Source organism: Flavobacterium frigoris, assembly GCF_900111075.1.
Classification (GTDB): Bacteria; Bacteroidota; Bacteroidia; order Flavobacteriales; family Flavobacteriaceae; genus Flavobacterium; species Flavobacterium frigoris.
Genome location: NZ_FOFZ01000005.1, coordinates 168,074 through 194,135 on the forward strand (window position 1 = coordinate 168,074; position 26,062 = coordinate 194,135).

Annotated in this window: 28 protein-coding genes; 16 read left to right on the top strand and 12 right to left on the bottom strand. The window is 33.4% G+C overall.

Features of this window, described 5'->3' with window-relative positions; genetic code table 11:
- The first annotated feature begins 22 nt into the window (after nucleotides 1-22).
- Together BMW63_RS09165 and BMW63_RS09170 are read left to right on the top strand one after the other, a co-directional pair.
- On the top strand, nucleotides 23-766 hold the full coding sequence (locus BMW63_RS09165) for a class I SAM-dependent DNA methyltransferase (RefSeq protein ID WP_074723161.1): 744 nt from the start codon (nucleotides 23-25) through the stop codon (nucleotides 764-766).
- Between the two features lie 89 nt (nucleotides 767-855).
- Nucleotides 856-1,389 carry a hypothetical protein gene (locus BMW63_RS09170; protein WP_074723162.1) on the top strand — a complete coding sequence of 178 codons (534 nt, stop codon included), beginning with the start codon at nucleotides 856-858 and terminating at the stop codon, nucleotides 1,387-1,389.
- A gap of 97 nt (nucleotides 1,390-1,486) precedes the next feature.
- Here BMW63_RS09170 and BMW63_RS09175 read toward each other — a convergent pair whose 3' ends face one another.
- Nucleotides 1,487-2,650, bottom strand: coding sequence for a hypothetical protein (locus BMW63_RS09175; RefSeq protein ID WP_074723163.1), 1,164 nt, complete (start codon nucleotides 2,648-2,650; stop codon nucleotides 1,487-1,489).
- Nucleotides 2,651-2,830: 180 nt separating this feature from the next.
- Nucleotides 2,831-3,181 (bottom strand): 4Fe-4S dicluster domain-containing protein, encoded by a 351-nt coding sequence (locus BMW63_RS09180; RefSeq protein WP_074723164.1) that lies wholly within the window; start codon nucleotides 3,179-3,181, stop codon nucleotides 2,831-2,833.
- A gap of 135 nt (nucleotides 3,182-3,316) precedes the next feature.
- Between BMW63_RS09180 and BMW63_RS09185 the strand changes: the two genes are divergently transcribed.
- From BMW63_RS09185 to BMW63_RS09205, 5 genes are all read left to right on the top strand, one after another.
- Nucleotides 3,317-4,375, top strand: a complete 1,059-nt coding sequence (locus BMW63_RS09185) for an acyl-CoA reductase (RefSeq protein ID WP_074723165.1) — start codon at nucleotides 3,317-3,319, stop codon at nucleotides 4,373-4,375.
- A gap of 93 nt (nucleotides 4,376-4,468) precedes the next feature.
- Nucleotides 4,469-5,539, top strand: coding sequence for a 3-phosphoserine/phosphohydroxythreonine transaminase (gene serC, locus BMW63_RS09190; RefSeq protein WP_074723166.1), 1,071 nt, complete (start codon nucleotides 4,469-4,471; stop codon nucleotides 5,537-5,539).
- 171 nt (nucleotides 5,540-5,710) lie between these two features.
- Nucleotides 5,711-6,661 carry a D-2-hydroxyacid dehydrogenase gene (locus tag BMW63_RS09195; RefSeq protein WP_074723167.1) on the top strand — a complete coding sequence of 317 codons (951 nt, stop codon included), beginning with the start codon at nucleotides 5,711-5,713 and terminating at the stop codon, nucleotides 6,659-6,661.
- 120 nt (nucleotides 6,662-6,781) lie between these two features.
- On the top strand, nucleotides 6,782-7,216 hold the full coding sequence (locus BMW63_RS09200) for a DUF6146 family protein (protein ID WP_074723168.1): 435 nt from the start codon (nucleotides 6,782-6,784) through the stop codon (nucleotides 7,214-7,216).
- A gap of 32 nt (nucleotides 7,217-7,248) precedes the next feature.
- The gene (locus BMW63_RS09205) at nucleotides 7,249-7,551 is read left to right on the top strand and encodes a DUF6787 family protein (RefSeq protein ID WP_074723169.1); all 303 of its coding nucleotides are present in this window, start codon (nucleotides 7,249-7,251) and stop codon (nucleotides 7,549-7,551) included.
- Between the two features lie 6 nt (nucleotides 7,552-7,557).
- On the opposite strand, the gene BMW63_RS09210 is transcribed toward BMW63_RS09205, so the two are convergent.
- Nucleotides 7,558-7,857 (bottom strand): hypothetical protein, encoded by a 300-nt coding sequence (locus tag BMW63_RS09210; protein WP_074723170.1) that lies wholly within the window; start codon nucleotides 7,855-7,857, stop codon nucleotides 7,558-7,560.
- The gene (msrA, locus tag BMW63_RS09215) at nucleotides 7,857-8,405 is read right to left on the bottom strand and encodes a peptide-methionine (S)-S-oxide reductase MsrA (protein ID WP_074723171.1); all 549 of its coding nucleotides are present in this window, start codon (nucleotides 8,403-8,405) and stop codon (nucleotides 7,857-7,859) included. The genes BMW63_RS09210 and msrA overlap by 1 nt, the downstream gene beginning before the upstream one ends.
- 247 nt (nucleotides 8,406-8,652) lie before the next feature.
- Between msrA and BMW63_RS09220 the strand changes: the two genes are divergently transcribed.
- The 3 genes from BMW63_RS09220 to BMW63_RS09230 all read left to right on the top strand — a co-directional run bounded on the left by BMW63_RS09220 (nucleotide 8,653) and on the right by BMW63_RS09230 (nucleotide 11,716).
- Nucleotides 8,653-9,315: an ABC transporter ATP-binding protein gene (locus BMW63_RS09220; protein WP_074723172.1), complete on the top strand. Its 663-nt coding sequence runs from the start codon at nucleotides 8,653-8,655 to the stop codon at nucleotides 9,313-9,315.
- A 159-nt stretch (nucleotides 9,316-9,474) separates the two neighbouring features.
- Entirely contained in the window at nucleotides 9,475-10,239 is a 765-nt protein-coding gene (locus BMW63_RS09225; RefSeq protein ID WP_074723173.1) for a TIGR02757 family protein, read from the top strand.
- Between the two features lie 124 nt (nucleotides 10,240-10,363).
- Nucleotides 10,364-11,716 (top strand): DEAD/DEAH box helicase, encoded by a 1,353-nt coding sequence (locus tag BMW63_RS09230; protein WP_074723174.1) that lies wholly within the window; start codon nucleotides 10,364-10,366, stop codon nucleotides 11,714-11,716.
- Between the two features lie 67 nt (nucleotides 11,717-11,783).
- Here BMW63_RS09230 and BMW63_RS09235 read toward each other — a convergent pair whose 3' ends face one another.
- The gene (locus tag BMW63_RS09235; protein ID WP_074723175.1) at nucleotides 11,784-12,899 is read right to left on the bottom strand and encodes a lactonase family protein; all 1,116 of its coding nucleotides are present in this window, start codon (nucleotides 12,897-12,899) and stop codon (nucleotides 11,784-11,786) included.
- Nucleotides 12,900-13,125: 226 nt separating this feature from the next.
- On the opposite strand from BMW63_RS09235, the gene BMW63_RS09245 reads away from it, so the two are divergent.
- From BMW63_RS09245 to BMW63_RS09260, 4 genes are all read left to right on the top strand, one after another.
- Entirely contained in the window at nucleotides 13,126-15,054 is a 1,929-nt protein-coding gene (locus BMW63_RS09245) for a vWA domain-containing protein (RefSeq protein ID WP_074723177.1), read from the top strand.
- A 45-nt stretch (nucleotides 15,055-15,099) separates the two neighbouring features.
- Entirely contained in the window at nucleotides 15,100-16,353 is a 1,254-nt protein-coding gene (locus BMW63_RS09250; RefSeq protein ID WP_074723178.1) for a dihydroorotase, read from the top strand.
- A 9-nt stretch (nucleotides 16,354-16,362) separates the two neighbouring features.
- Nucleotides 16,363-16,689, top strand: a complete 327-nt coding sequence (locus BMW63_RS09255; RefSeq protein WP_074723179.1) for a hypothetical protein — start codon at nucleotides 16,363-16,365, stop codon at nucleotides 16,687-16,689.
- A gap of 74 nt (nucleotides 16,690-16,763) precedes the next feature.
- Nucleotides 16,764-17,402, top strand: coding sequence for an alpha/beta hydrolase (locus BMW63_RS09260; RefSeq protein WP_074723180.1), 639 nt, complete (start codon nucleotides 16,764-16,766; stop codon nucleotides 17,400-17,402).
- A gap of 41 nt (nucleotides 17,403-17,443) precedes the next feature.
- Here BMW63_RS09260 and BMW63_RS09265 read toward each other — a convergent pair whose 3' ends face one another.
- Entirely contained in the window at nucleotides 17,444-17,944 is a 501-nt protein-coding gene (locus BMW63_RS09265; RefSeq protein ID WP_074723181.1) for a hypothetical protein, read from the bottom strand.
- Between the two features lie 12 nt (nucleotides 17,945-17,956).
- Nucleotides 17,957-18,721, bottom strand: coding sequence for an MBL fold metallo-hydrolase (locus BMW63_RS09270; RefSeq protein ID WP_074723182.1), 765 nt, complete (start codon nucleotides 18,719-18,721; stop codon nucleotides 17,957-17,959).
- A 96-nt stretch (nucleotides 18,722-18,817) separates the two neighbouring features.
- Between BMW63_RS09270 and BMW63_RS09275 the strand changes: the two genes are divergently transcribed.
- On the top strand, nucleotides 18,818-20,293 hold the full coding sequence (locus BMW63_RS09275) for a TonB-dependent receptor (protein WP_074723183.1): 1,476 nt from the start codon (nucleotides 18,818-18,820) through the stop codon (nucleotides 20,291-20,293).
- Nucleotides 20,294-20,385: 92 nt separating this feature from the next.
- Here the strand turns inward: BMW63_RS09275 and bcp are convergent, their stop codons facing one another.
- Nucleotides 20,386-20,844, bottom strand: coding sequence for a thioredoxin-dependent thiol peroxidase (gene bcp, locus BMW63_RS09280; RefSeq protein ID WP_074723184.1), 459 nt, complete (start codon nucleotides 20,842-20,844; stop codon nucleotides 20,386-20,388).
- 213 nt (nucleotides 20,845-21,057) lie between these two features.
- Between bcp and BMW63_RS09285 the strand changes: the two genes are divergently transcribed.
- Nucleotides 21,058-21,708: an endonuclease III domain-containing protein gene (locus BMW63_RS09285; RefSeq protein WP_074723185.1), complete on the top strand. Its 651-nt coding sequence runs from the start codon at nucleotides 21,058-21,060 to the stop codon at nucleotides 21,706-21,708.
- Between the two features lie 91 nt (nucleotides 21,709-21,799).
- On the opposite strand, the gene BMW63_RS18125 is transcribed toward BMW63_RS09285, so the two are convergent.
- From BMW63_RS18125 to bglX, 4 genes are all read right to left on the bottom strand, one after another.
- Nucleotides 21,800-21,943, bottom strand: a complete 144-nt coding sequence (locus BMW63_RS18125; RefSeq protein WP_175460274.1) for a hypothetical protein — start codon at nucleotides 21,941-21,943, stop codon at nucleotides 21,800-21,802.
- A 51-nt stretch (nucleotides 21,944-21,994) separates the two neighbouring features.
- Nucleotides 21,995-22,582, bottom strand: a complete 588-nt coding sequence (locus BMW63_RS09290) for an RNA polymerase sigma factor (RefSeq protein ID WP_394333762.1) — start codon at nucleotides 22,580-22,582, stop codon at nucleotides 21,995-21,997.
- A gap of 359 nt (nucleotides 22,583-22,941) precedes the next feature.
- Nucleotides 22,942-23,697 (bottom strand): glycoside hydrolase family 16 protein, encoded by a 756-nt coding sequence (locus BMW63_RS09295; protein ID WP_074723186.1) that lies wholly within the window; start codon nucleotides 23,695-23,697, stop codon nucleotides 22,942-22,944.
- A 3-nt stretch (nucleotides 23,698-23,700) separates the two neighbouring features.
- On the bottom strand, nucleotides 23,701-26,007 hold the full coding sequence (gene bglX / locus BMW63_RS09300) for a beta-glucosidase BglX (protein ID WP_074723187.1): 2,307 nt from the start codon (nucleotides 26,005-26,007) through the stop codon (nucleotides 23,701-23,703).
- Nucleotides 26,008-26,062: the final 55 nt, after the last annotated feature.

The following is a 26,062-nucleotide window of genomic DNA, read 5'->3' on the forward strand; positions in this document are numbered from 1 at the left end:
AAACCACTCAAATTAACAGAACATGGCTACCCTATACGATGGAAAAATGGCTACTATATATGATGCCATGTATCAAACATTTGTTGACTACGATGAAGAATATAAATTCTACAATCAACTAATTCATGAATACAAATGCAAAACTGTACTTGAAATAGGAAGTGGCACAGGGAATTTGGCCAAACGATTCCAAGAAAACCATCAAGATTATATTGGTTTGGACTATAGCACAAGCATGATCGCTATTGCCAAAGAAAGAACAAAAAATTGTCGTTTTATTCTAGGTGATATGCGGGACTTTAATCTAGAAAAAAAGGTAGACTCCATTATTATAACAGGTCGTTCCACTAGTTACCTTACTTCTAACGAAGATGTTAATGAAACCTTCAATTCGCTTCATAATAACATTACCGACGATGGCATTATCATTTTTGATTTCATAGATGCCAATAGATTTATCCCCTATGCAAATGAAAACCAGCTTATCATTCATAAAGCAGAACACGAAGGAACTGACTATTTAAGAGAAAGTACTTGGGAAACCACTTTACTGGAAAATTTCATGTTAGATTGGACCGCAAAATATTATATTATTCAAAATCAGGAAAAAGAATTGATTGCCACTGATTTTTCGACCGTTCGTGTCTTTACCTTAAATGAAATGCAACTATTTTTGTATATGAATGGTTTTCAAATCATAAAAACGATAGATAGAAAAACCTATGCGTATGATACTTATGTCATTGTAGCAAAAAAGAGAACGTAAATAATACAATCTTTTACAGAAATTATGTAACAGTTTTAAAGTGAGATACTTCTAAATTTGTAAAATACAAATCATTAAAATTAAATATCATGAAAATTATAATGCTAGGAATGGCTGCTTTTTTATTTTCTATAAATATTCAAGCTCAGAAAAAAAATGTAAAGTCAGAAGTTAAAACTAATATCACAACCGTAAAAGATTCTGATGGGGATAAAAAAGTAATTCAAACCAAGGAAATAGAAGAAGTCCAAATGATTCGACTAAAAGATGCTGATTCCAACGTTTTAAATAAAGATATAAAAGAAAGCCCAGTAGAAGTAACTGCTACGACAAAAATTACCGAAAACGGAGTAACCAAAATAATTGCCATTGACAGATCTGCCTATTATGAATTAGATGGAGTGAAGTACCAAGTTACAAGTGATAAAAGTGGCTACATCATGTTAAATCCCAATGGTGAAAAATCGGCTGTTTTAAGAAAAACGTCAAATAATAATTATATCTACAAAGCAAAAGATAAAACATCTTATGGTTATTTTACTACAGATGGAAACCTAGTTCTGGAAAATTATGACGAAGCTACTGATACGGTGACTATCACTACTTATTATATTGCAAAATAGCGATAAGTGTATATTATTGTTTGAGTCCAAAAAATAAAAAAACCTATTCGCCCATGCGAATAGGTTTTTTTTTATGAGATTTACAAGGGTACAAAAATTACATCTTGTATGCTAAACCATTAACTATTGCTTTTTCCTCATCTGTAGCAATAAAACCGGATAGATCCCAGTAATTAGTTAGAATTTTATTGTTTTTATTAAAGAGTGTTTTTTCTTTAAATACGTCATTTTCCTTATAGGTAAAGATTTCTTTATTAAAATCAGTAGTAATAAAACTATTGCGTACTTCAACACTTTTCAATTTATCTCTTACGGTTAAATCATAGGCAATTTCTTCATTTGCTTTTAGCAAATAATAGCCTTGATCATCTAACCTATAACTCACTTGCACAGAAGATTTAGTTATATTTTTAACATTTAATTTCTCTTTTTCAATTGAATTCTCTAACTTTTTAAATGCTATTTTGATAGTATATTCGTTAATTATTTTTTTTACAGGATCGTAAATTATCTCAAAAGTATCTAGGATTCCTTTAGACTCATCTATTGGAATAATGGACATAATGTAAAATTTATCATTAGACTTGTGTGCCTTAATAACAAATTCATATTCATTACCCATTTTTGTCTCTAAAATAGGCTCTAAATACTTAAATGTACAATAATTCTCCATTAAGTTATTCAAATTATAGCCCAATAAGTCAGCTGCTATATTATCTTCTATTAGACCATAAGATCTATTCTGCTCTACTAGCAAAGTCGTAATTAATTTCTTTTGTTTTTTTGAAAACTGAAAATTCACTAGCCCGTCATTATAATATGCATACTGATGATTCAGTTTAAAAAATTCTCTAACGTAAACTTTTATCCGTGCAGGAACGGTTAATTTTTGAATAGAATTTGCTACAATTTTCTGAAGTGTTTTTTGCGGACTCTCTCTAGACAAAATAATTTCATCTAATTTATTACTCTTACTTTTTAAGTAAATCACAAAATCATTTTGTTCAAGCAATGCCCAACGAATATTTTGAGAGTAATAAGTTGGTTCAGAAATCTCGATACTAGATGCCCCCCTTAATTGAAAAGCTACTATACCGTCCTTATTACTTAATAAAATTTGATCTGTTTTTAGTATTATTAAAGTAGCGTTCTCGATAGGCAATTGCGTATCTATATCTTTAATCAAAATAGAATACGTACCATTTTGACTATAAACACTATAACCACAGAGAATTATTAATAATAAAAAGAGTCTTTTCATACCATTGAATAAAAATTTAACAAACAAATAATATGAAAATAGTTTTAAATTCCTATTTATTATGAAAATACCACTTAAACTACCATAAAATCAGTTTAAATGCAGGTTACGAAGTAAATAGAAACAAAAAAACCTGAATATTGCTATTCAGGTTTTTAAAATTTATATTTTCAAAAAAACTTATTCGTTGTGCAAGAATGCTTTTCTGCTCAATAAGGTGTCTTCTGTTTCTACATGATCGTCATCAGGAATGCAGCAATCTACGGGACATACAGCGGCACATTGTGGCTCATCATGAAATCCTTTACATTCTGTACATTTTCCTGGAACAATATAATATACTTCATCAGATATTGGTGTTTGTGCATCATCAGAATCTACCTCAGTACCATCGGGTAAAATTATTTTTCCCGTTAATTTAGTACCATCTTTATATCTCCAATCATCTGCACCTTCATATATTGCTGTATTTGGGCACTCTGGTTCACAGGCTCCACAATTAATACATTCGTCAGTTATTATTATTGCCATTTTACTATAGTATTTGTTATTTGAGCTAAAAAAAGTCAAGTTAAGTCACTTTTGACTTTAAGACTTTTGCCTTTCGACTTATTAAAGCTTATTTTTGTACAAAATTACAATCAAAACAATTCATAAGCAAACATTATGACATTAGAAACAAAAAAAAGTGTTTTTGTTGAATTAGGGAAATTCTTAAGCCAATTTTCTGAAGATAATACGATTAAAAACCCTGACGTTTTAAATAACGATCCCTTTTTTGATGCCTTTATCGATCTGATAAAACTATCACAATCTCATAATGGCTGGTATACCCCAGAACACGTATATTTTTCAATTCAATCTTGGGCTACAGCACTTACCGAAGAGAATTTGAATCAATGGTTATCAGATTATACTATAGACACGACAAAATCTAAAAATATTGCTTTAATACTAGCCGGAAACATTCCTTTAGTTGGCTTTCATGACTTCCTTTCTGTTTTAATTTCTGGAAATACTGTTTTGGTTAAAACATCGTCTAACGACCAGCACTTGCTTCCTTTTCTAGCAAAATACATCATAGCGATTGAACCAAAATTTGCTGATAAAATTACTTTTGTCGAAGGGAAATTAGAAAATTTTGATGCGGTAATAGCCACTGGAAGTAACAATACAGCCCGTTATTTTGAATATTATTTTAAAGATAAACCATCCATAATTAGAAAAAGCAGGAACTCGGTTGCTGTTCTAAGTGGAAAAGAAACTAAAGTTCAACTGATTGCTTTAGGGGAAGATATTTTTCGCTATTTTGGTTTAGGATGTCGTAATGTTTCTAAACTTTTTGTACCAAAAGGATATTCTTTTAACGCCTTTTTTGAAGCTATTTTTGAGTATCAGGACGTCATCCATTATGAAAAGTATGCCAATAATTACGATTACAACAAGGCTGTTTTCTTAATGAGCAACTTCAAATTGTTAGACAATGGTTTTTTAACTTTAAAAGAAGATAAAAGCCACGCCTCTCCTATTTCGAGCGTGTTTTATGAATACTACGAAGACGTCACTGAATTGCAAACGCGATTAGAATCAGAAAGTGAGCAAATTCAATGCATTGTAAGTGACAATCTGATCCTGAATAGTATTGATTTTGGACAAACACAACATCCTCAATTATGGAATTACGCAGATAACGTCGATACTATTTCGTTTTTGTTAACAACATAGGCTAAATATGTTTAATAATTCCGAAATAATTAACGCTTTTTAAACTCCTAATCCCGAAATTTGCTTTTTAATTTTTTGGACATAAACTACACCATGAAAAAACACAACTACAGCGCAGGACCATGCATTTTACCGCAAGAAGTTTTTGAGAAATCAGCAAAGGCCATTTTAAACTTTAATGATTCCGGCTTATCTATTTTGGAAATTTCGCACCGAAGCAAAGACTTTGTGGCAGTTATGGATGAAGCCAGAGATCTTGCTATTGAATTACTAGGTTTAGAAGGACAAGGATATAAAGCGCTTTTCCTTGCAGGTGGTGCAAGCTTAGAGTTCTTGATGGTTCCTTATAACTTAATGAAAGAAAACGGGAAAGCAGCTTATCTTGACTCAGGAACATGGGCTAGCGGAGCAATAAAAGAAGCTAAATTCTTTGGAGAAACAGTTGTTGTTGCCTCTTCAAAAGAAGAAAATTACAATCACATTCCAAAAGGATACACCGTCCCAGCTGATGCAGATTATTTTCACTGTACAAGTAACAACACCATTTTTGGAACTCAAATGAAAGAGTTTCCGTCATTAGACATGCCAATTGTATGTGATATGAGTTCTGATATATTTTCCAGAGTATTGGATTTTTCTAAATTTGATATTATCTACGCTGGAGCTCAAAAAAATATGGGTCCCGCAGGAACAACTTTGGTTATCGTAAAAGAAGAAATTCTGGGTAAATCAGGTAGAACAATTCCAAGTATATTAGATTATGAAAAACATATTAAAGCAGAGAGCATGTACAATACTCCAGCTGTTTTTCCTGTTTATGCTTCCTTATTAACTTTACAATGGTTAAAAAAACTAGGTGGAGTTGCTGCTGTTGAGAAATTGAACAACGAAAAAGCGGAATTACTTTATACTGAAATTGACAGAAATCCATTGTTTAAAGGAGCTGCAGCAGTTGAAGATCGTTCTAATATGAATGCGACTTTCTTATTGAATGATGCTGCGCATACAGACACTTTTGACACTATGTGGAAAGCTGCAGGAATATCTGGACTTCCGGGACATCGTTCAGTAGGTGGTTACAGAGCGTCTATGTATAATGCATTGCCAATAGAAAGCGTTCAAGTTTTAGTAGATGTTATGAAAGCATTAGAAACTAAAGTATAACAAAATAATATCATTACTGGGATTCCTAGCCCCGATAGCAGTGAAAATCCTTTATATTTTTTTCTTTAAAAAAATATAAAGATTGAAACGAATAGCGGGAAATAGCTCCTAAAAATAATAATATAAAATAGGAGGATAAGAATTTTTCTTTCCTCGAAATGAAATAAAATAATGAAAGTATTAGCAAATGACGGAATTTCAAAAAGTGGAATTCTAGCTTTAGAAAAAGGTGGATTTGAAGTAATTACTACAAAAGTAGCGCAAGAACAAGTAGCTAACTTCGTAAACGAAAATAACGTTGACGTAGTTCTTGTAAGAAGTGCAACTAAGGTTCGTAAAGACATTATTGATGCTTGTCCTGGATTAAAAATCATTGGTCGTGGTGGCGTAGGGATGGATAATATTGATGTGGATTATGCTAAAAGCAAAGGGATTCACGTGATAAATACTCCAGCATCATCATCAGAATCAGTGGCTGAATTAGTTTTTGCTCATTTATTTTCTGGTGTACGTTTCTTGCATGATTCTAACAGAACAATGCCTCTTGAAGGAGATTCAAACTTTGATGGTTTGAAAAAAGCATATGCTAACGGAATCGAATTAAGAGGTAAAACTCTTGGTATTGTAGGTATTGGTCGAATTGGTCAAGCTACTGCTAAAATGGCTCTTGGATTAGGTATGAAAGTTATTGCTGCGGATAGTTTTATTGATAAAGTGGACGTGAAAGTAGTATTCTTTGATGGGCAATCAATTACAACAACTATCGTTTCTCAACCATTAGAATCTTTATTTAAAGACGCTGATTTCATTACTTTACACGTTCCTGCTCAAGATGGGTATATCATTGGAGACAAAGAACTAGCGATCATGAAAGATGGTGTAGGTATTGTAAACTGTGCTCGTGGTGGCGTTATTGATGAAGTGGCATTAGTAAAAGCATTAGACAGCGGAAAAGTATTATTTGCTGGATTGGATGTTTTTGAAAACGAACCAAAACCAGAAATGGCAATTTTAATGCATTCTAAAATCTCTTTGACTCCACACATTGGAGCTGCAACTGGAGAAGCACAAGACAGAATTGGTACTGAATTAGCATCACAAATAATTAGCTTGTTGAGCTAATCATCTAAAATTATAAGGCTAAAATGGATTCATTAAGATTGTTTAATGAATCCATTTTTTTGATACCACATTGATAATTGGCTGATTAATACGTAACTTTATATATCAAAATTTTTGACCATGAAAAAAAATATATACATAGTATTAATAATGTTGGCTATTATAGTTGGCTGCACTACTTCAAAACCAGTTGTTTCGAAAGCAGAAAATCCAAACCCCACAGCAAACGACACAGTAAGGATTGCCAATGATGCATTGGAATATGAAGTAATTATAATTGATCCTGGTTCCAGTACCTGGCTAGTATCAAGGGCTTTTTCGCGAAATTATCATACTCAATCCTATTTAGAAAACAAAAATAGATTCTGGATTAGTGAATGGAACAGCAGGGTATTACAACCATTTCGTTACAATACAAATCTCTACGAAATGACTATTAACTATGATCCAACTATTGATTATGGCTATGAAGTAAATTATTTAATTTATAACTATATGGTCTATTTTCAAAATACCTATAAACAAAAGCTTTGGGGTTATGTTCCTCCAAGATAATGTTACTATATTTGTAATCATTATAAATAAAAATGAAGGAATTAAAAAAGCGTTGGAAAATTGAATCCAATTTTCAACTTACCATAATATTTATCGTCTTTGCGATAACCGGTTCTACTTCGGCCTGGTTGTCAAAACCTGCTTGTTTTTGGTTGGGAATAATCAAAGAAGACTTTGGATTTTGGTACACACCTATTCGGTTACTTATAATTTTTCCGATATACCAATTGCTTTTGGTCTTAATCGGATCACTTTTGGGGCAATTTAAATTCTTTTGGGCTTTTGAAAAGAAAATGCTTAAAAGTATGGGATTGGGTTTCCTTTTTAAGCAATAAACAAACTTAACTCCCGCTCTCCTTTTTTATAATATAATTGTATACCCACATTAGTGTAAAAGAGGGAATGAAATCTGTAAAAGGAAATATTTCCTCAAGAAATGTTACTACTCCCCCTACTTTTCCTGCCGTTCCTTTATACATTCTCGTCATCAAATAAGCCGCTACTGGTGCCCAAATAACATCCGAAAACTCACCAACCATAGGCACCGTAAAGGACAGCATTCCTATCGCATCAAACAAAATGCCTAAAAATAAATTTTTATTCTTAGTGTTTTCACTAATCTCAATGACTTCTTTCTCCATTACTTTTTAAGTTTATCTTTATAAACTTTCTTTAACTTTTCTATTTTGGGAGTAATGATATATGAACAATAGCCTTGATTTTTATTGTCATTATAATAATTTTGATGATACTCTTCCGCTTCATAAAATTTTGATGCTGGCGAAATCTTAGTAACAATACGTTTCCCAAAAGTATCCTCAGTTGTCATTAAATCAATATAGTCTTCGGCTGTCTTTTTCTGCTCCTCGTTGTGATAAAAGATTTCGCTGCGGTACTGCGTTCCTACATCATTACCCTGACGATTTATTGTCGTAGGATCGTGAGTAGCAAAAAATATTTCCAAAAGTGCTCCAAATGAAATTTTTTCAGGATCAAAAGTGATCTCAATTGCTTCTGCATGCCCTGTTTCGCCTCCACATATTTCTTTGTAAGTTGGATCAATCGTCTTTCCTCCAATATAACCTGAAATAACGCTATTTACGCCTTCTAATTCCAAAAACACAGCTTCCGTACACCAAAAACAACCTCCTGCAAACGTAGCTACTTCTATTCCTTCTTGTATATTCATTGTATTAGTTTCTTTAATTTGAGGTAAAACAACCTCCTTTTTATTTCTACTGATGTGAAATTACAATTATTATCAGCTTAATTCTAATATACCTGTTCCCAATAACACATTATAAATCAAATTTAGGCTATTAAAAAGACTCCCCTATTTCTAATTAACTAAATTTTATAGTTTGTATGATGAAAATTATTTTGCCTGCCATTTAATATTCATTTAAATCTTTGTTTCTTTGCAGAAATAGCTTCTTATGATATATGCCAAAAATTTGCACAAATATTACGACCAACTCCATGTTTTAAAAGGAGTGGATTTACATATTAAAAAAGGAGAAATTGTTTCGATTGTGGGCGCTTCCGGAGCTGGTAAAACAACTCTTTTGCAAATCCTTGGTACTCTGGACAAGCCTTCAGTAGAAAAGGAAATTGAACTTCGCATCAATAATGAAGATACTCTAACGATGAATGATAAAAGCCTATCCAAATTTAGAAATTTGAACCTCGGTTTTATCTTCCAATTTCATCAATTATTACCTGAATTTACAGCATTAGAAAACGTGTGTATTCCCGCCTTCATTGCTAACAAACCCAAACAAGAGACGGAAACTGAAGCCAAAAAGCTATTAGATTTTCTTGGCTTATCACACAGGTTGAACCATAAACCTAATGAGCTTTCAGGAGGAGAACAACAACGCGTGGCAGTAGCCCGAGCATTGATAAACAAACCAGCAATAATATTTGCAGATGAGCCATCTGGTAATTTAGATACTGCATCGGCAGAAAACCTGCACCAATTATTTTTTAAATTGCGTGATGAATTTGGTCAAACTTTTGTGATTGTAACCCATAATGAGGAACTAGCTAATATGGCCGACAGAAAACTGGTGATGGTTGATGGCCAAATTAGTAATTAGGAGCAATTTCCAGCTATCCGCTACAATCTTTTTACCTCGTCCTAAAAACGAGTCAAAAAGGATTTTCACTTCTATCTGGGCTAAGCTAATTTGCTATCATTAGTAATTTTTAAACAATTTGTGTAAATCTGTTTTAATCCATGTTATCCAGTTCCCGTAATGAATAAATCAGAACTTAAAGATTTTCTCGACGAAAAAGTACTTCAATACAACACACTCGATTTCATAGAAAGTGATCCAGTGCAAATTCCTCATCTCTTTTCTCGAAAAGAAGATATTGAAATTGCAGGCTTTCTAAGCGCAACAATCGCCTGGGGGAATCGTACCATGATTATCAAAAATTCTCATCGCATGATTGATTTGATGGGTAATGCGCCTTTTGACTTTGTGATGTCGCATTCTGAAGAGGATTTACAAAGACTAGAGACTTTTGTGCACCGTACTTTTAACGGACAGGATTTTAGCAGTTTTATAAAAAGTCTGCAGAATATTTATCTAAACCACAACGGTCTTGAAGCTGTTTTCTCTAAACATCAAGAACGAGCATCAATTCAAAAAAGCATCTCTGAATTTAAGAAAACATTTTTTGAAATCCCACACCAGAACCGAACACAAAAACACGTATCGGATCCTATGAATGGATCTGCGGCAAAACGCATTAACATGTTTTTGAGATGGATGTGCCGTCAAGATAGCAAAGGAGTTGACTTAGGAATATGGAAAAGTATTCCTCCTGCAATCCTATCATGCCCTTTAGACGTACATTCTGGAAATGTAGCCCGAAAACTTGGGCTTTTAGCTCGGAAACAAAATGATGGTAAAGCAGTGGCTGAATTAGATGCAAAACTGCGGAAACTTGACCCAAACGACCCTGTTAAATATGATTTTGCACTCTTTGGCTTGGGTGTTTTTGAAGGGTTTTAAGTTTCTTATATCTGTTTTACCATTGACTAAGGTATTGATCGTCTAGTGCACAATTGTAGGAGTTTAAACCCCAATTAGCATCTTTACTTTCAAAAACCGTATCTTTGCAAAAAATATACGTTTTATGACCACTTTCGAGCAATTCAATCTTCCCAAATCAGTCCAAAAAGCAATAGACGATTTAGGATTTACTACCCCTACTCCTATTCAGGAAAAAACTTTTTCTGTGATAATGTCTGGTCGTGATATGATGGGAATTGCACAAACGGGAACTGGTAAAACATTTGCCTATTTATTACCCTTATTAAAATTATACAAATTCCTTCCTGGACATACTCCAAAAATAGTAATCCTAGTCCCTACGCGTGAACTTGTAGTTCAAGTAGTGGAGGAAGTGGAAAAATTGACCAAATACATGTCGGTTCGTACCGTTGGTATTTTTGGTGGTGTAAACATCAATACCCAAAAAACGACAATCTATCAAGGTTGTGATATTCTTGTAGGAACACCGGGAAGAATCATGGATTTAACATTAGACAATGTGATTCGTTTTGAAGAAATGCAAAAACTGGTTATTGATGAATTTGATGAAATGTTGAATTTAGGGTTTCGTACTCAACTGACTGCTATTTTAGCCATGATGCCTAAAAAACGTCAAAACATCTTGTTTTCTGCAACCATGACAGATGAAGTAGATGCTATTTTAAATGACTATTTTGATTATCCACAAGAGGTAACATTGTCGGCTTCTGGAACACCATTGGAAAACATTCAACAAGTCGCTTACAATGCAACAAATTTTAATACGAAAGTAAATCTATTGAAACACTTGTTACAAGAAAACGAAGACATGAGTCGTGTTTTAATTTTTGTAAACAACAAGAAAATTTCAGATATGCTTCACGTTCGTATCGATGAAGATTTTGCAGATCAATTTGGAGTAATTCACTCTAATAAATCTCAAAATTACCGTTTGAGTACGATGGCTTCTTTCCAAGAAGGAAATCTACGCGGACTGATTACTACAGATATTATGGCTAGGGGTTTAGATATTTCTAATATTACCCATGTTATCAACTTTGAGATGCCAGCGATGCCGGAATTATACATGCACCGTATAGGTAGAACGGGACGTGCTGATAAAACTGGAATAGCAATAAGTTTTATTGCTCCTCGAGAGGAAGAAGCAAAAGTGGAAATTGAGGTTTTAATGAACATGGAATTACATATTGAAGCGTTTCCTGAAGCGGTAGAAGTTTCGGCAAAGTTAATTGAACCAGAAAAAGAAAGACAAGTCGTTAAGTTCTTAATGAAAAAGAAAACGCTTGATGGAGATGGTGCTTTTCAAGAAAAAAGTAAGAAGAATAAGAAAGTCAATTTAGGAGGACCTGGTGTTACCAAGAAAAAAACTCATGGTTCTGTCAATCGTAATATGTTAAAAACGAGAGACAAGAAAAGAAAAGACAAGAAGAAATAGTAAGCAGTATTCAGTTATTAGTAGTCAGGCCATATACTACTGAAGACTAATAACTGAATACTGAACACTAATTACTAGCTGTAAAAACCAAGCATACAGGAGCGCACAACTCAATTCTTTTTCCGCTATTTGTTAGCGTACCAGTAGTACTATTTCTTTTAAATATAACAATGTCATTCGTATATTGATGTGCCACTAAAAGAAAATTTCCAGATGGATCAATCGCAAAATTTCTTGGACCTTTACCCAGCGAACTAACTTGTCCTTTCGATTCTAATTTTCCGTTTTTTAAGATCTTAAAAATTGAAATAGTATTGGCTTCCCCGCGGTTTGAAGCATATAAAAATTTACCGTCAGGAGAAATATGTATGTCGGCTCCAGTGAAAGTTCCTTTAAAATCTTTGGCTAAAATAGTAGTTTGATCCACTTTTTTCAACTTTCCTTTAGAATAACAAAAGACCGTCAAACCTCCAGTAAGTTCTTGTAATAGATAAACATACTTCCCCTTTTTACTAAAGGTCAAATGCCTTGGACCACTTCCTGACTCAACAGCAAAACTATCTTTTACTTTTAATGCTACTGTGCTCGCATTTGGATTGTATTCATATGAATATACCTTGTCATTCCCTAAATCATTCGATAAAACAAACTTTTTATCTGGAGAAAATTGAACCATATGAACGTGCGGTCCTTCTTGTCTACCAGCGTTACTTCCCTTCCCATAGTGCTGAACAACTTGTTTGGCTTCGCCAATACTTCCGTCTTCATTTTTACCAAAAACGGAAATATTTCCGCCAGAATAATTAGCGGCAATTACATTTTTATTATCATTAATAATATAACAAGGGTCTGCTCCCATCGAATTCTGAGAATTTAGAAAATCTAATTTACCAGTATTTGGCGTATAACTAAAAGCGCTTACTTTACTTTCTCCACCGTCTTCATTTACGGAATAAACAAACTCATTATCTGCAGAAACAGTTAAATAACTAGGGTTTACCGTATTTTCAGAAGCATTTTTAAAACTGAAATCCCCTGTTTTCGAATCAAAATCGTAAACATAAATTCCTTTGCTTTCGCATTCTTTTGTATACGTTCCAATAACCAAATTGAATTTATTCCCTTGAGCTTGTATACTGTTGTAGATTAAAACGAATAGAAGGATGGTAATTTGCTTTTTCATTTTCGTAAATTATATTTAAAAGCTAAAATACGTAATATATCACTGTCTATTTGCAGTAGTTAAAAAATATAAAGTCAATAAAAATATGATTTGTTATAAATTGAAAAGAAAAGAACATCTTCAATAAAAAATTTAAAGAATAGCGTATTACAACTGTTAACAAATTTGTATTTTTGGTTGCAACTTCATTGAGAATATAATCTAATGAAGCAAACTCGACATAAGAATGCAATTTAAACATCCTGAAATTTTATACTTTCTGTTCCTTTTGATCGTACCAATTTTGGTTCATTTATTTCAATTTCGCCGTTTCAAAAAAGAATACTTCACTAACGTTCAGTTCCTTGCAGCACTTTCTGTGCAAACTAGAAAAAGCTCTAAAATAAAGAAATGGTTGCTTCTTAGCTGCCGATTATTATTACTTTCTTGTATCGTTGTAGCTTTTGCCCAACCTTTTTTTGCGGCAAAAGATAAAGAGAATGCATCAAATGAAATGTATATTATTTTAGACAATTCATTTAGCATGCAGGCCAAAGGAAAAAAAGGAGAGCTAATGAAACGAGCCGTTCAGGAACTACTTGAAGACACTCCAGAAAACACTACCTTTTCTTTGTTGACGAATTCTGAAGATTTTTGGGACACTGATATTAAATCAATTCGGAGTTCCCTCCAAAATCTAAAATACAGCGCTTCGCCGTTTCAAATAGATCCTATAATTTCAAAAATAAAAGCACATAAGTCTGCATTTAAAAAAGATATCATTATTATTACAGATGCAGTTGGTCTTACTGAAAAACAACTTAAAAACAGAGACAAAAATGATGTGCCTTATTTTATAATTCCAAAAGCAGAACAAAAAAATAATACTGCTATCGATAGTGTTTATATTAATGAAATATCAGATGATTTCTATGATATAACGGTCGAATTATCACATTATGGCACTGATTTTAAAGCGGTACCAATTGCAATTTACAATCAAAATAAGCTTGTTGCAAAAACCGCCGTTAACTTTGAAACTAAAAAGAAGAGCATCAATTTTACTATTCCAAAACAACCTTTTCACGGTTATGCCTCTATCACTGATAATGGTCTCGCTTATGACAACACTTTATATTTCACTATTTCGAAAATAAAAAAAACCAATATTATTAGTATTGGTGAACCCGAAAAAAGCAACTTCCTAAGTCGGATTTATACCGATAATGAGTTTAATTTTGTCAATTCGACTATTCGCTCATTAGATTACAACAGCATTGAAAAACAAGATCTAATCCTATTAAATGAACTAGATGATATTCCGCAAGCGCTACAAACTACTTTACGATCTTTTGTAGAAAAAGGCGGTAGCCTTGTCATTATCCCTTCAGAAAAAGACGCACCAGCAAATCTGAATCAGTTTCTTGGGAATTTTGGAGCCATCCAATTTAAGTCTTTTGAACAAATGGAGAAAAGGATTACCAAAATCAATTTCAATCATCCGTTGTTTAAAGCTGTTTTTGAAAATAGAATTACTAATTTCCAATATCCAAAAACAAACGGTTCCTTTACAATATCAAATACAAATCCGGCAGCACTATATAATGACGACCAAAGTACCTTTTTAACTGCATTACCAAATGCACTTTCTAACGTGTATGTTTTTTCGGCTCCAATAAACACTGCAAATTCCAATTTTCAGCAATCTCCGCTTATCGTTCCCACTTTTTATAAAATGGCAATGAATAACCAGCCAAAAGGTATAAATGCATTTACGATTGGAAATACAAATCCATTTCTTGTTGATGCTGCACTATCTAAAGATGCGGTCTTGACCGTTACCAATTTAGCTGAAAGTTTTATACCTGTGCAACGAATCATCAATGACAAGGTAAAATTAACTTTTAATAATTATCCAGAAGAAGCGGGTAATTACGGAGTCTACAACCAAAAAGAACTTTTGGAAAACATCAGTTTTAACTACGACAGAACAGAAAGTGATCTTAGCGCAGTCAATGAAAATCTACTTTCTGAGTATAAAATAATTGATTCCGTGGCAAATGTATTTGATACTTTACAAACCAACCGATTGGATAATCAAATTTGGAAATGGTTTGTTATCTTTGCACTGCTCTTTCTAGTCACTGAAATGGCAATCATACGATTCGTGAAATAAATTATTTATTTTTAGAATCCAGAATTAAAAAAAAAGTCTCTATATATGAAATTTATCCTCCGAAGCGCCAAAATTATCGATTCAAACAGTCCTTTTCACAATCAGACAGTAGATATTTTAGTGGTAGATGGTATTATCAAAAAAATAGCACCTTCCCTTCCCAATACAGATAAAACCGAAGAAGTAAAACTCGATAATCTCCATGTATCTCAAGGATGGTTTGACAGTAGCGTTTCACTGGGAGAGCCGGGTTATGAAGATAGAGAAACGATTGCTAATGGATTAAATGTTGCGGCAAAAAGCGGCTTTACTGCTATCGCGTTGCAGCCCAACTCCTTCCCTATCATTGACAATCAGTCCCATGTTAATTTTGTTCAAAATAAAGCTGTAGGAAGTGCTACGCAACTTTTCCCAATTGGTGCTCTGACTAAAGGAAGCGAAGGAAAAGACCTGGCAGAATTATTTGACATGACAAATTGCGGAGCCGTTGCCTTTGGCGATTATAATAAAAGCCAAGACAATGCTAATTTGCTGAAAATTGCCTTACAATATGTTCAAGATTTTGACGGATTAGTGATCGCGTTTCCACAAGACGAAAAAATAAAAGGTCAAGGTGTTGTTAACGAAGGTGTTGTTTCCACTCGATTAGGGTTAAAAGGAATTCCAAATCTTGCCGAAGAATTACAAATTGCAAGGAATTTATTTTTATTAGAATACACTGGAGGTAAGTTGCACATACCAACTGTTTCTACTGCAAAATCAGTTCAATTAATCAAAGACGCCAAAGCAAAAGGATTACAAGTTAGCTGTAGTGTAGCCGTGCATCATTTAGTATTGACCGATGAAAAACTGGAAGGTTTTGATACCCGATTTAAAGTTTCGCCTCCCTTACGCACGGAAAAAGATCGCAAAGCACTACTCGAAGCAATAGTGGACAATACCATTGATATGATCACATCAGACCATAATCCTATCGATATTGAACATAAGAAAATGGAGTTTGACATGGCTAAAAATGGGACTATCGGCTTAGAAAGTGCCTTTGGCGCGCTGATGACCGTTTTACCATTAGAAAAGGTAGTAGAAAAATTGACTTCAGGAAAAACATTTTTTAGTATCGAAAGTCATCCTATTGCAGAAGGAGCCAAAGCAAACATGAGTTTATTCACAACCAAAGGAAAAGGTGTTTTCACCAAGGCAGCCATTTTATCTAAATCTAAAAACTCAGCATTTCTGGGAACAGAAACAAAAGGAAAAGTGTACGGAATTGTAAACCAAGGAAAATTAATAATAGCATAATCATACAACATGAATAATACGATTGAAAAAGGAAAAACGGCAGCGATTACCAGTTATATTTTAGGTATAGGCGTTTTTATCGCCATGTCTATGAATTCCGAAGATAAAAATACATTTGCTTCATTTCATATCCGTCAAGGACTGGGAATAACGCTTACTTTTATCTCACTAGGCTTAATTATTAGTAATTTTGACAGCCTGCTAATATCCGCTCCAATGTGGATTTTCGTTTCAGTACTGTGGTCATATGGTATCTTCAGTGCAATAAAAGGAGAAACAAAACCGATGCCTTTATTGGGAGCATTATTCCAAAAATGGTTTTCAAGTATTTCCTAAATATTAATTTCAAAAATTCTTCAATTATGTCAAAATTTAAAACTTTGCCATAGATTTTTAAAAACCATAAAAAAATGAATTCATCTTTACAATATCTCATTAGAGAGCCAAAAATAAAACTAGACAAAAACCCACTTTTACTTTTACTTCACGGATACGGTAGCAATGCCGAAGATTTATTTTCGTTTGCAGATGAGCTTCCTGACGAGTATTACGTGATATCTGCACAAGCGCCTTATGATATGCAATACGGTAGTTATGCCTGGTATGCGATCAATTTTGATGCAGACCAAAATAAATTTTCAGATAACGAACAAGCAAAATCTTCTAGAGATTTAATTGCCCGTTTCATTGATGAATTAATTCTTAATTATCCGATTGATCCAAAAGCAGTTTCGTTGCTAGGCTTTAGCCAAGGAGCGATATTGAGTTACGCAATTGCGTTATCACATCCAGAAAAGATCAATAAAGTAATTGCTTTAAGCGGCTATGTAAATGACGAGATTTTTGAAGAAAATTATCGAAATAACGATTTCTCAAAACTAAGTATATTTGCTTCTCACGGTGTCGTTGACCAAGTAATCCCAGTAACTTGGGCAAGAAAAACAAAGCCTTTTTTAGACGCATTAGGAATCAATTCTATATACAAAGAATACCCAATTGGACACGGAATATCCCCCCAGATATTTGCTGATTTCAAAAACTGGTTATAAAAAAAAACAAAAAAAAGGTTCCAAAATTTGGAACCTTTTTTTTATTTCTGATACAATAAGGTTTGATTTACTTCAAAAGAAATACTTTCATCACTATTTACGAAATACTTCAGTAGTACTTCACCCCAAATTTCTCCATCACTATAATCAGCAATAATCCATCTGTGGTTTAGAATTTTTACTTTATTGATAATAAATTTATGAGCCCCTATTTGATCTTGGCCTACATAAGGATTCCCTTTTGGATTTGTATTGAAATCCAGTAATTTTTCTGTTACATAAGGAATTAATTCTTCATACTTTATCATTTTTTCCGAATCTCCCGATTCAAAATAATTCTGAGCATTTTCATTTTTTTCCAAAGAAAAATAATTAGCATCATTCAACTTAGCAGTAATTGAGTTCAAGCTATCTTTTAATTTTTTAGTTGTTTTTTCATATCTTTTTTGTTCAAAACTGACCTCGCTACTATAAAAGCTATAGGTAAAAACATTCATAAGAACCAGTATTATAAAGGCATAGAGTAAAAACGATTTTTTCATTTTATTTTTTTGTTATAGTGTAATTTCTAAATTATCATAAGCGAGGAAAACATTTTTAGGTAACTTTTTTTGTACCTCTTCATGAAAACCGAACACATGACTTATATGAGTTAAATATGTTTTTTCAGGTTGTAGCAGTGCAATTAAATCTAAGGCTTCTTCCAAGTTTAAATGGGAGAAGTGAGGTTCTTCTCTTAATACATTTATTACTAGTACTTTTAAACCTTGAAGTTTTAGTATTTCACTTTCATCGATTGTTTTAACGTCAGTAAGATAAGCAAAATCATCAATCCTATAACCAAATACTTGTAATTCACCATGCATTACATTTATAGGAATGGCTAGTTTATCCCCTATTTGAAATGGTTGATTATTGACAACAGCAATGGTTTTTACGGAGGGTGCTCCAGGATATCTATTTACTGCTGTAAAAATATAATCAAAACGTTCCTTGAGATTATCTATCACCCGATGATGGGCATAAATAGGAATCTCTCCCTGTTTAAAATTAAACGGTCGAATATCATCTAAACCAGAAGTATGGTCAGCATGTTCATGAGTAAAAAGAATTCCATCTACTTTTTGACAATTAGACGCCAGCATTTGTTGCCTGAAATCAGGGCCACAATCAATTACATAAGAATGGTCGTTCCACCTAATCCAAACAGATACGCGCAGCCTTTTGTCTTTCAAATCAGTGCTTTTGCATACTGGATGATTACTCCCAATAACAGGTATTCCTTGTGATGTGCCAGTGCCTAAAAAATATACTTTCAATTGCTCTTTATTTTTTTTACAAAAATAGGATTAATTATCTTTCATTAGAAACCTATTTAACTAACTTTGTATCATATTAGCCATATTTAAAATATAATGGATACAGAAATAAAACTAAAAGGTGACAAAGTCATCGCACAAATACCCTCTATAAAAGATAAAGCCCTCCGTATCAATTTGAACGAAAATATATATGGGACCTTTGCCGAAATTGGTGCTGGACAAGAAACTGTAAGACATTTTTTTAGATCTGGTGGTTCTTCTGGAACTATTGCAAAAGCAATGTCAGCTTATGATAAAGATTTTAGTGATGCGATATATGGTATAGAAAAAGACGGACGATATGTAACAGAAAGCCGACTTAAAAGAATGATTACCATGGAAGGTGAGCTAATTGAAAAGCGATTGAGCAGAGAAAAACACCCGAATAAAATGTTTTTTAGTTATGCCAATACTGTTGCTACAATCGATTTTGCCAAACAATTTAAAGGCCACGGATGGGTAGGTATCCGGTACCAGATTGAGCCAGATGAAGATTATAACGAAATTATACTTCATATCCGTTTTAAAGAGACTGATGCGCGATTACAACAAGAAACCCTTGGTATCCTTGGGGTTAATTTAATATACGGTGCGTACTATAAATACAATGATCCAAAACGATTACTGCGGTATTTATATGATCATTTAGACAAAGACCAACTGGAAATAGATACCATAAATTTCTCAGGTCCTCGTTTTGCAGATGTAGACAATCGTTTGATGAGTTTACAATTAGTAAAAAACGGAATGACTGATGCAGTTATGTTTGATCCTCAAGGAAGAAACATACTTCCAGCAGCAATCTTGTATAAAAAGAATATTCTTGCTCTAAGAGGTAGTTTCCGTCCTGTTACGAAAGTAAATATGGATATGTACGAGAAATCATTAAAGATGTTTCTAGAGGAAAATAAAGTTGAAAAAGAAAATACACTAGTTGTTTTTGAAATTACCTTATCAAACTTACGTTCCGATGGTGAAATTGACGAACGCGATTTCATGGACCGAGCCGAATTGCTTTGCTCCCTCGGACAAACGGTAATGATTTCAAATTTCCAGGAATATTACAAAGTGGTCGAATATTTTGCCAATTATACTAAAGCAAGAATGGGATTAGCTATGGGAGTAAACAACCTGGTTGATATTTTTGATGAAAAATACTATCGTCATTTAAGTGGAGGAATCCTGGAAGCTTTCGGGAAGTTGTTCTTCCGTGATATGAAGGTATTTTTATATCCAATGCTTGACGAAAATGGGGATATCATTACTTCTGAAAATCTAAAAGTACATCCTAGAATGAAAGAATTATACAAATTCTTTAAATTCAATGGAAAAGTGGTAGATATCGATGATTATGATCCTAAAATTTTAGAAGTATTCTCGCGAGAGGTATTAAAAATGATTAGTGACGGCAAACCAGGCTGGGAACCAATGCTTCCTCACGGTATTGCTGAAATAATCAAAGAGCATAGCCTTTTTGGGTATAATCCAATGAAAGTACTAAACGAAAATAACTTGAGTTCCGATTGTTAATACAAACGATTCAGTGCTAAAAAATAAAAAGCCAAGAAAGTAATTTTTACTTTCTTGGCTTTTATTTATGTGAAAATGATTACTCCGTGCTCTTAAATTTCTTTTAGAATCTGGTCTGCATGGGCTTTAGTTTTTACTTTGTCGATCACCTCGTCGATAATTCCATTTTCATCAATAACAAAAGTGGTTCTGTGAATTCCGTCGTATTCTTTTCCCATAAATTTTTTAGGTCCCCAAACACCAAAAGATTCTATTACTGATTTATCCTCATCTGCCAATAGCGGAAACGGGAAATCATATTTTTCTTTAAATTTAGCTTGTTTTGCTGGTGCATCGGCACTTACACCTAATAGTTCATAATTATTCGCTTTAAAGCGTTCAAAATTATCTCTAAGGTCACAGGCTTCGGCCGTACAACCTGGTGTACTTGCTTTTGGGTAAAAGAAAACAACTAATTTTTTTCCTTTGTAATCTGCTAATTTATGAGAGTTCCCGTCTTGATCTAATCCTGAAAAACTAGGTGCTTTATCCCCTTTTTTTAATGTTGTCATATTTTTTTTATTTATAATCTATGAAATGCCCCAGATGGTAATAGAAAGCCCGGACTGAAAAAAACTATTTTTTCTTGTTTATAAAGAGCGACCGGCAGGAAGCTCCTTTATAGACTTAGAAAAAAGGTTTTTTGAAGGAGGACTTGTAATGAACAGCTGGATTAGGCACATCCTAAAATTTATATTATTTTTACAAGATATAAAAATACAAAAATGACGAAGCAAGAACGGGTAACATTTGTTATAAATACGTTAAAAGAATTATACCCTACGATTCCTATTCCCTTAGATCATAAGGATCCATATACTTTGTTGATTGCTGTTTTACTTTCGGCACAGTGCACAGATGTGCGTGTTAACCAAATTACTCCTTTACTTTTTGCCAAGGCGGATAATCCGTATGATATGATAAAAATGTCCATCGAAGAGATTAGAGATATTATACGTCCTTGTGGGCTTTCGCCAATGAAATCGAAAGGAATTCATGGTTTATCCCATATTTTGATTGATAAGCATGGTGGCGAAGTACCTCAAAGTTTTGAATATCTAGAGGAATTACCAGCTGTAGGACATAAAACAGCAAGCGTAGTGATGTCTCAGGCATTTGGAGTTGCTGCTTTCCCAGTAGATACTCACATTCACCGCTTGATGTACCGCTGGAATTTGACTAATGGTAAAAATGTCGTTCAAACAGAAAAAGATGCTAAACGTATTTTTCCAGAGGAGATATGGAACGATTTGCACTTGCAAATAATATGGTATGGAAGACAATATTCTCCTGCCCGAGGTTGGGATTTAGAAAAAGATATCATCACTAAAACTGTAGGAAGAAAAACGGTTTTAGATGAGTATTATAAAAAATAAATTTCACTAGTTTGATATACAAATTAGTGAAATTTATCAATTCAAGTTTTAAAATAGTACGTGACCTTTACCCATTGAAATAACAATAGTTCTAGTTAGAAATAATTTCGAAACTATGATTGTCAATTTCTATCATGCTTAGTGCCTTTGAATAGTTTAACAAAAAAGAAACGACTTCTTTTCTTGGTTTCATTACCTTATTTGGTAATGATTTTTTAGAGTAAATTTTTGCCATGCTGTGCTACAATTAGTTTTTAATATTAACGCAGCATATATTTATATATTGTTAATTAGTTAAAACAATTTGATGTTTGTCAATAACTTTTCTCAGATTCATTAAAGCATAACGCATTCTACCTAAGGACGTATTAATGCTTACCCCAGTGATTTCTGAGATTTCTTTAAAACTCATATCCTGGTACATACGCATCACCAAAACTTCCTTTTGATCAAGCGGTAGCTCTTCAATTAGTTTCTTTATGTCAATTTCAACTTGATCTGCAATAATTTTATTTTCGATTGTAGGGGAATCATCTGACATTATCGAAAAAATAGAAAACTCTTCTGTTTCTCTAAACAAAGGCATTTTTTTATTTTTTCTAAAATGATCAATAATCAGATTGTGAGCGATTCGCATAACCCAAGGCAGGAATTTACCTTCTTCATTATAGGAATTTGACTTTAATGTCTTAATTACTTTAATAAATGTATCTTGAAAAATATCATTTGAAATATCTCTATCAGAGATTTTAGAGTATATAAAGCCATAAATTCTAGATTCATGCCTTTTGATTAATGTAGACAAAGCCTCTTCATTTCCTGCTACATAATGTTGTACCAATAAAGCATCTGGAGTTTGTATATTAGCTATCATAGTAATACTTTTTAGTTTAGTTTAAAATTTGGGTAATTTTTCTAAAAAGTAATTTTTTACTATAGGCTAATTTTGATTTGTGGTTTATCTAAAGGTCAAATCTAACAAAAATTTATTTTAAATAACAACAAAAATTAAGAAAATTTAACACACTAATTTTGAAAGTGTTAAAAACAAGGAATTAAACATTCTATTTAAATGTTTTTAGAAAAAAACAATACAGCTTAAAGAACATTGGTGTCCATATATTGAACTTGGTATGGACTAAAAATAAAATATCTAAAGTTGAATGTCCTCTAAAAGCAAAAAAGTAGCAAGTGTAAATTTACTTGCTACTTTTTTATGGTGTACAATCCTATCTATTGATATACTCTAATGTAATCTACAGAAAAATCTTGTGGAAAAATAGAATCCTCTACTGCTGGTCCTCCAAAATTTCCTCCAATTGCCATATTTACAATGAAATAAAAAGGTTGATTGTATGGCCATATTGCTTCCGTTTTATTCGCTGGATTGAAAGTGTAGACTAAATTATTATCAACAAAAAAGTCTATTTTATCTTTTGACCAGTCCATCGCGTAGACATGATATCCGACTTCAATGTCTTCAAACTTTGTTTTTTTAGTGTTGATTGTATTTCCGTGACTATCCTGTGTATGCAAAGAAGTAAAAACCATATCTGGCTCTCTTCCTACATACTCCAAAATATCAATTTCTCCACATTTTGGCCAACCAACTTTATCAATATTAGATCCCAACATCCAAAAAGCCGGCCAAATGCCATTCCCAACGGGTAATTTAGCTTTGGCTTCAAAATACCCATATTGAAATTCTTTTTTCCCTTTGGTAGTGATTCGGGTAGAAGTGTATTTTTCATCTTCTTTTCTAGCGGTAATTACTAATTTCCCTTTTACTAATTGATGATTTTCATTGGTATACAATTGGCGTTCACTATTACCCCAACCACAATTAGGGCAACCATCTCCAAGTTCAACGTTCCAAATTAACTCGCTTAAATTTTGGCCATTGAAGTTTTCCTCCCAAACTAATTTTTTTCCTTTTGGCTGTGCCAAAGAAATCGAACATACCATCAGTAAGATTAAAAATTTATTCATTTACTACTTATTTAGATATTGAAAATCACCTTCTAAATTTTGGGCGGAACTGCCACCAACAAATACTTTAAAATCACCTGCTTCAGCTTCCCATTTTGAATTAGCCGTAAAAAATTCGATTGCTTTTTTATTGATTACAAAAGATACTTTTTTAGATTGACCAGGTTGCAATTCAATTATTTCAAATCCTTTTAACTCTTTTACTGGTCGTGTAACCGAGGCAAATAAATCACGGATATACAACTGAACTACTTCTTTACCCGTGTATTTACCAGTATTTTTTATCATAACAGACACTTCAATTTGTCCATTGTCTGCAAACGATTTTTGACTTAATTCTAAATTAGAATATTCGAATTTAGTATAACTCAACCCATAACCAAAAGGATACAAAGGTGTGTTTTTCTCATCAATGTAATGTGACCAAAAAACACTCTCTGGTTCATTCATCGCCGGACGACCTGTATTTTTATAATTGTAATAAATAGGTACTTGCCCAACGTTTCTCGGAAAAGTCATGGGTAATTTTCCGCTTGGATTATAATCACCGTATAATACTTGCGCAATTGCATTTCCACTTTGAGTTCCAAGTTGCCATGCTTCAACAATCGCTGGAATATGTTCATCTGCCCAAGGAATGGCTAATGGTCGCCCATTATTTAATACCAAAACAATATTAGGATTCACTTTATAGACTTCTTCTAACAATTCTTGTTGTACTCCTGGTAAACCAAGATCGGTTCTACTTCTACCCTCTCCAGATTGCAATCCGTGTTCTCCTAGAGACATCAGCACTAAATCAGCTCCTTTGGCAGCATTGATTGCCTCGGCGAATCCGCTTTTATCGGTCATGTTGATTTTGGTTTCCCAAACAAATTGGGTTCTACCTATAGCTACATCAGCACCTTTTACATAAGACAGACTGTTGCCTTTGTAATTTTGCATTCCTTCTAGTAAAGAAACTGCAGAATTATCATCAGCTGCAATTCTCCAACTTCCTAAAGGACTCGTTTTATCATTTGCCAAAGCGCCAATAACTACTATCTTTTGGCCTGATTTTTTAAGGGGCAAGATCTCTTTTTCGTTTTTCAATAATACAATTGACTTTTTGGCCATTTCTAGAACTGCTTCTTGAAAAGCAGGTTTTCCTACTGTTTCTTTTTCATAGTTTTCGTCACAATACAAATACGGATTATCAAATAAACCCAACTCAAATTTCACTTTCAGAATTCTTCGAGCAGCATCATCAATTGTACTTTCTTTTACTTTTCCTTCTTTTACTAATGCCGCTAAATGTTCTACATAAGCACTTGATTCCATATCCATGTCAGAACCAGCGTTGATCGCAATTTCGGCAGCTTGTTTACTATCTTTGGCGTAACCATGAGCGATCATTTCGTTAATAGAACCCCAATCAGAAACTACAAATCCATCAAATTTCCAATCGCCTTTTAAGATTTGTCGTTGTAAATATTTATTTCCCGTTGCTGGAATTCCGTTTAACTCATTAAACGAATTCATAAAGGTTCGCACACCTGCATCAACAGCCGCTTTAAAGGGAGGAAAGACAATATTTTGTAAAGTAGATTCTCCTACATCTACGGTATTGTAATCACGACCCGATTCGGCAAAAGCATAACCTGCAAAATGTTTGGCGCAAGCCAAAATCGTATTCTTAGCTTTTAAATTATCTCCTTGAAAACCTTGTACACGAGCAATTGCAATTTGGCTTCCTAAATAAGGATCTTCTCCCGCGCCTTCCATCACGCGTCCCCAGCGGGCATCACGAGCAATGTCTACCATGGGTGCAAATGTCCAATTCAATCCTACTGAAGATGCTTCTTCGGCTGCAACAGCTGCTGATCTTTTAATTTCCACCAAGTCCCAGCTCGCCGCTTCCGCTAATGGAATTGGACTTATCGTTTTATACCCATGAATAACATCAAATCCAAAAATTAATGGAATTCCCAATCGGGTCTCTTCCACTGCAATTTTTTGCAAGGCCTTAACATCTTTGACTCCTTTGACATTTAACATCGAACCTACCAAACCGTTTTTCAAGTCTGCATATTTTTTGGCAGCTTGTCCTTCTTTTGGCGTAGGTCCTGTTATTTCCCAAAAACCATTGTATTGATTAAGTTGCCCAATTTTCTCTTCTAAAGTCATCAATTTTAAAACAGAATCAACTCTGATTTCTAAAGGATTATCTTTCACGTAAGAAACGGATGGTTTCATGATTTTATCACTACAAGCAACTACTGCAAGGCTGGCTGAAATAATCGTTAACATAAATTTCAAATTATTTTTCATGTCTTTCTATTTTTATGTTATTAAAATTAAAAGGCCGGTAAAAAACTCCGACCTT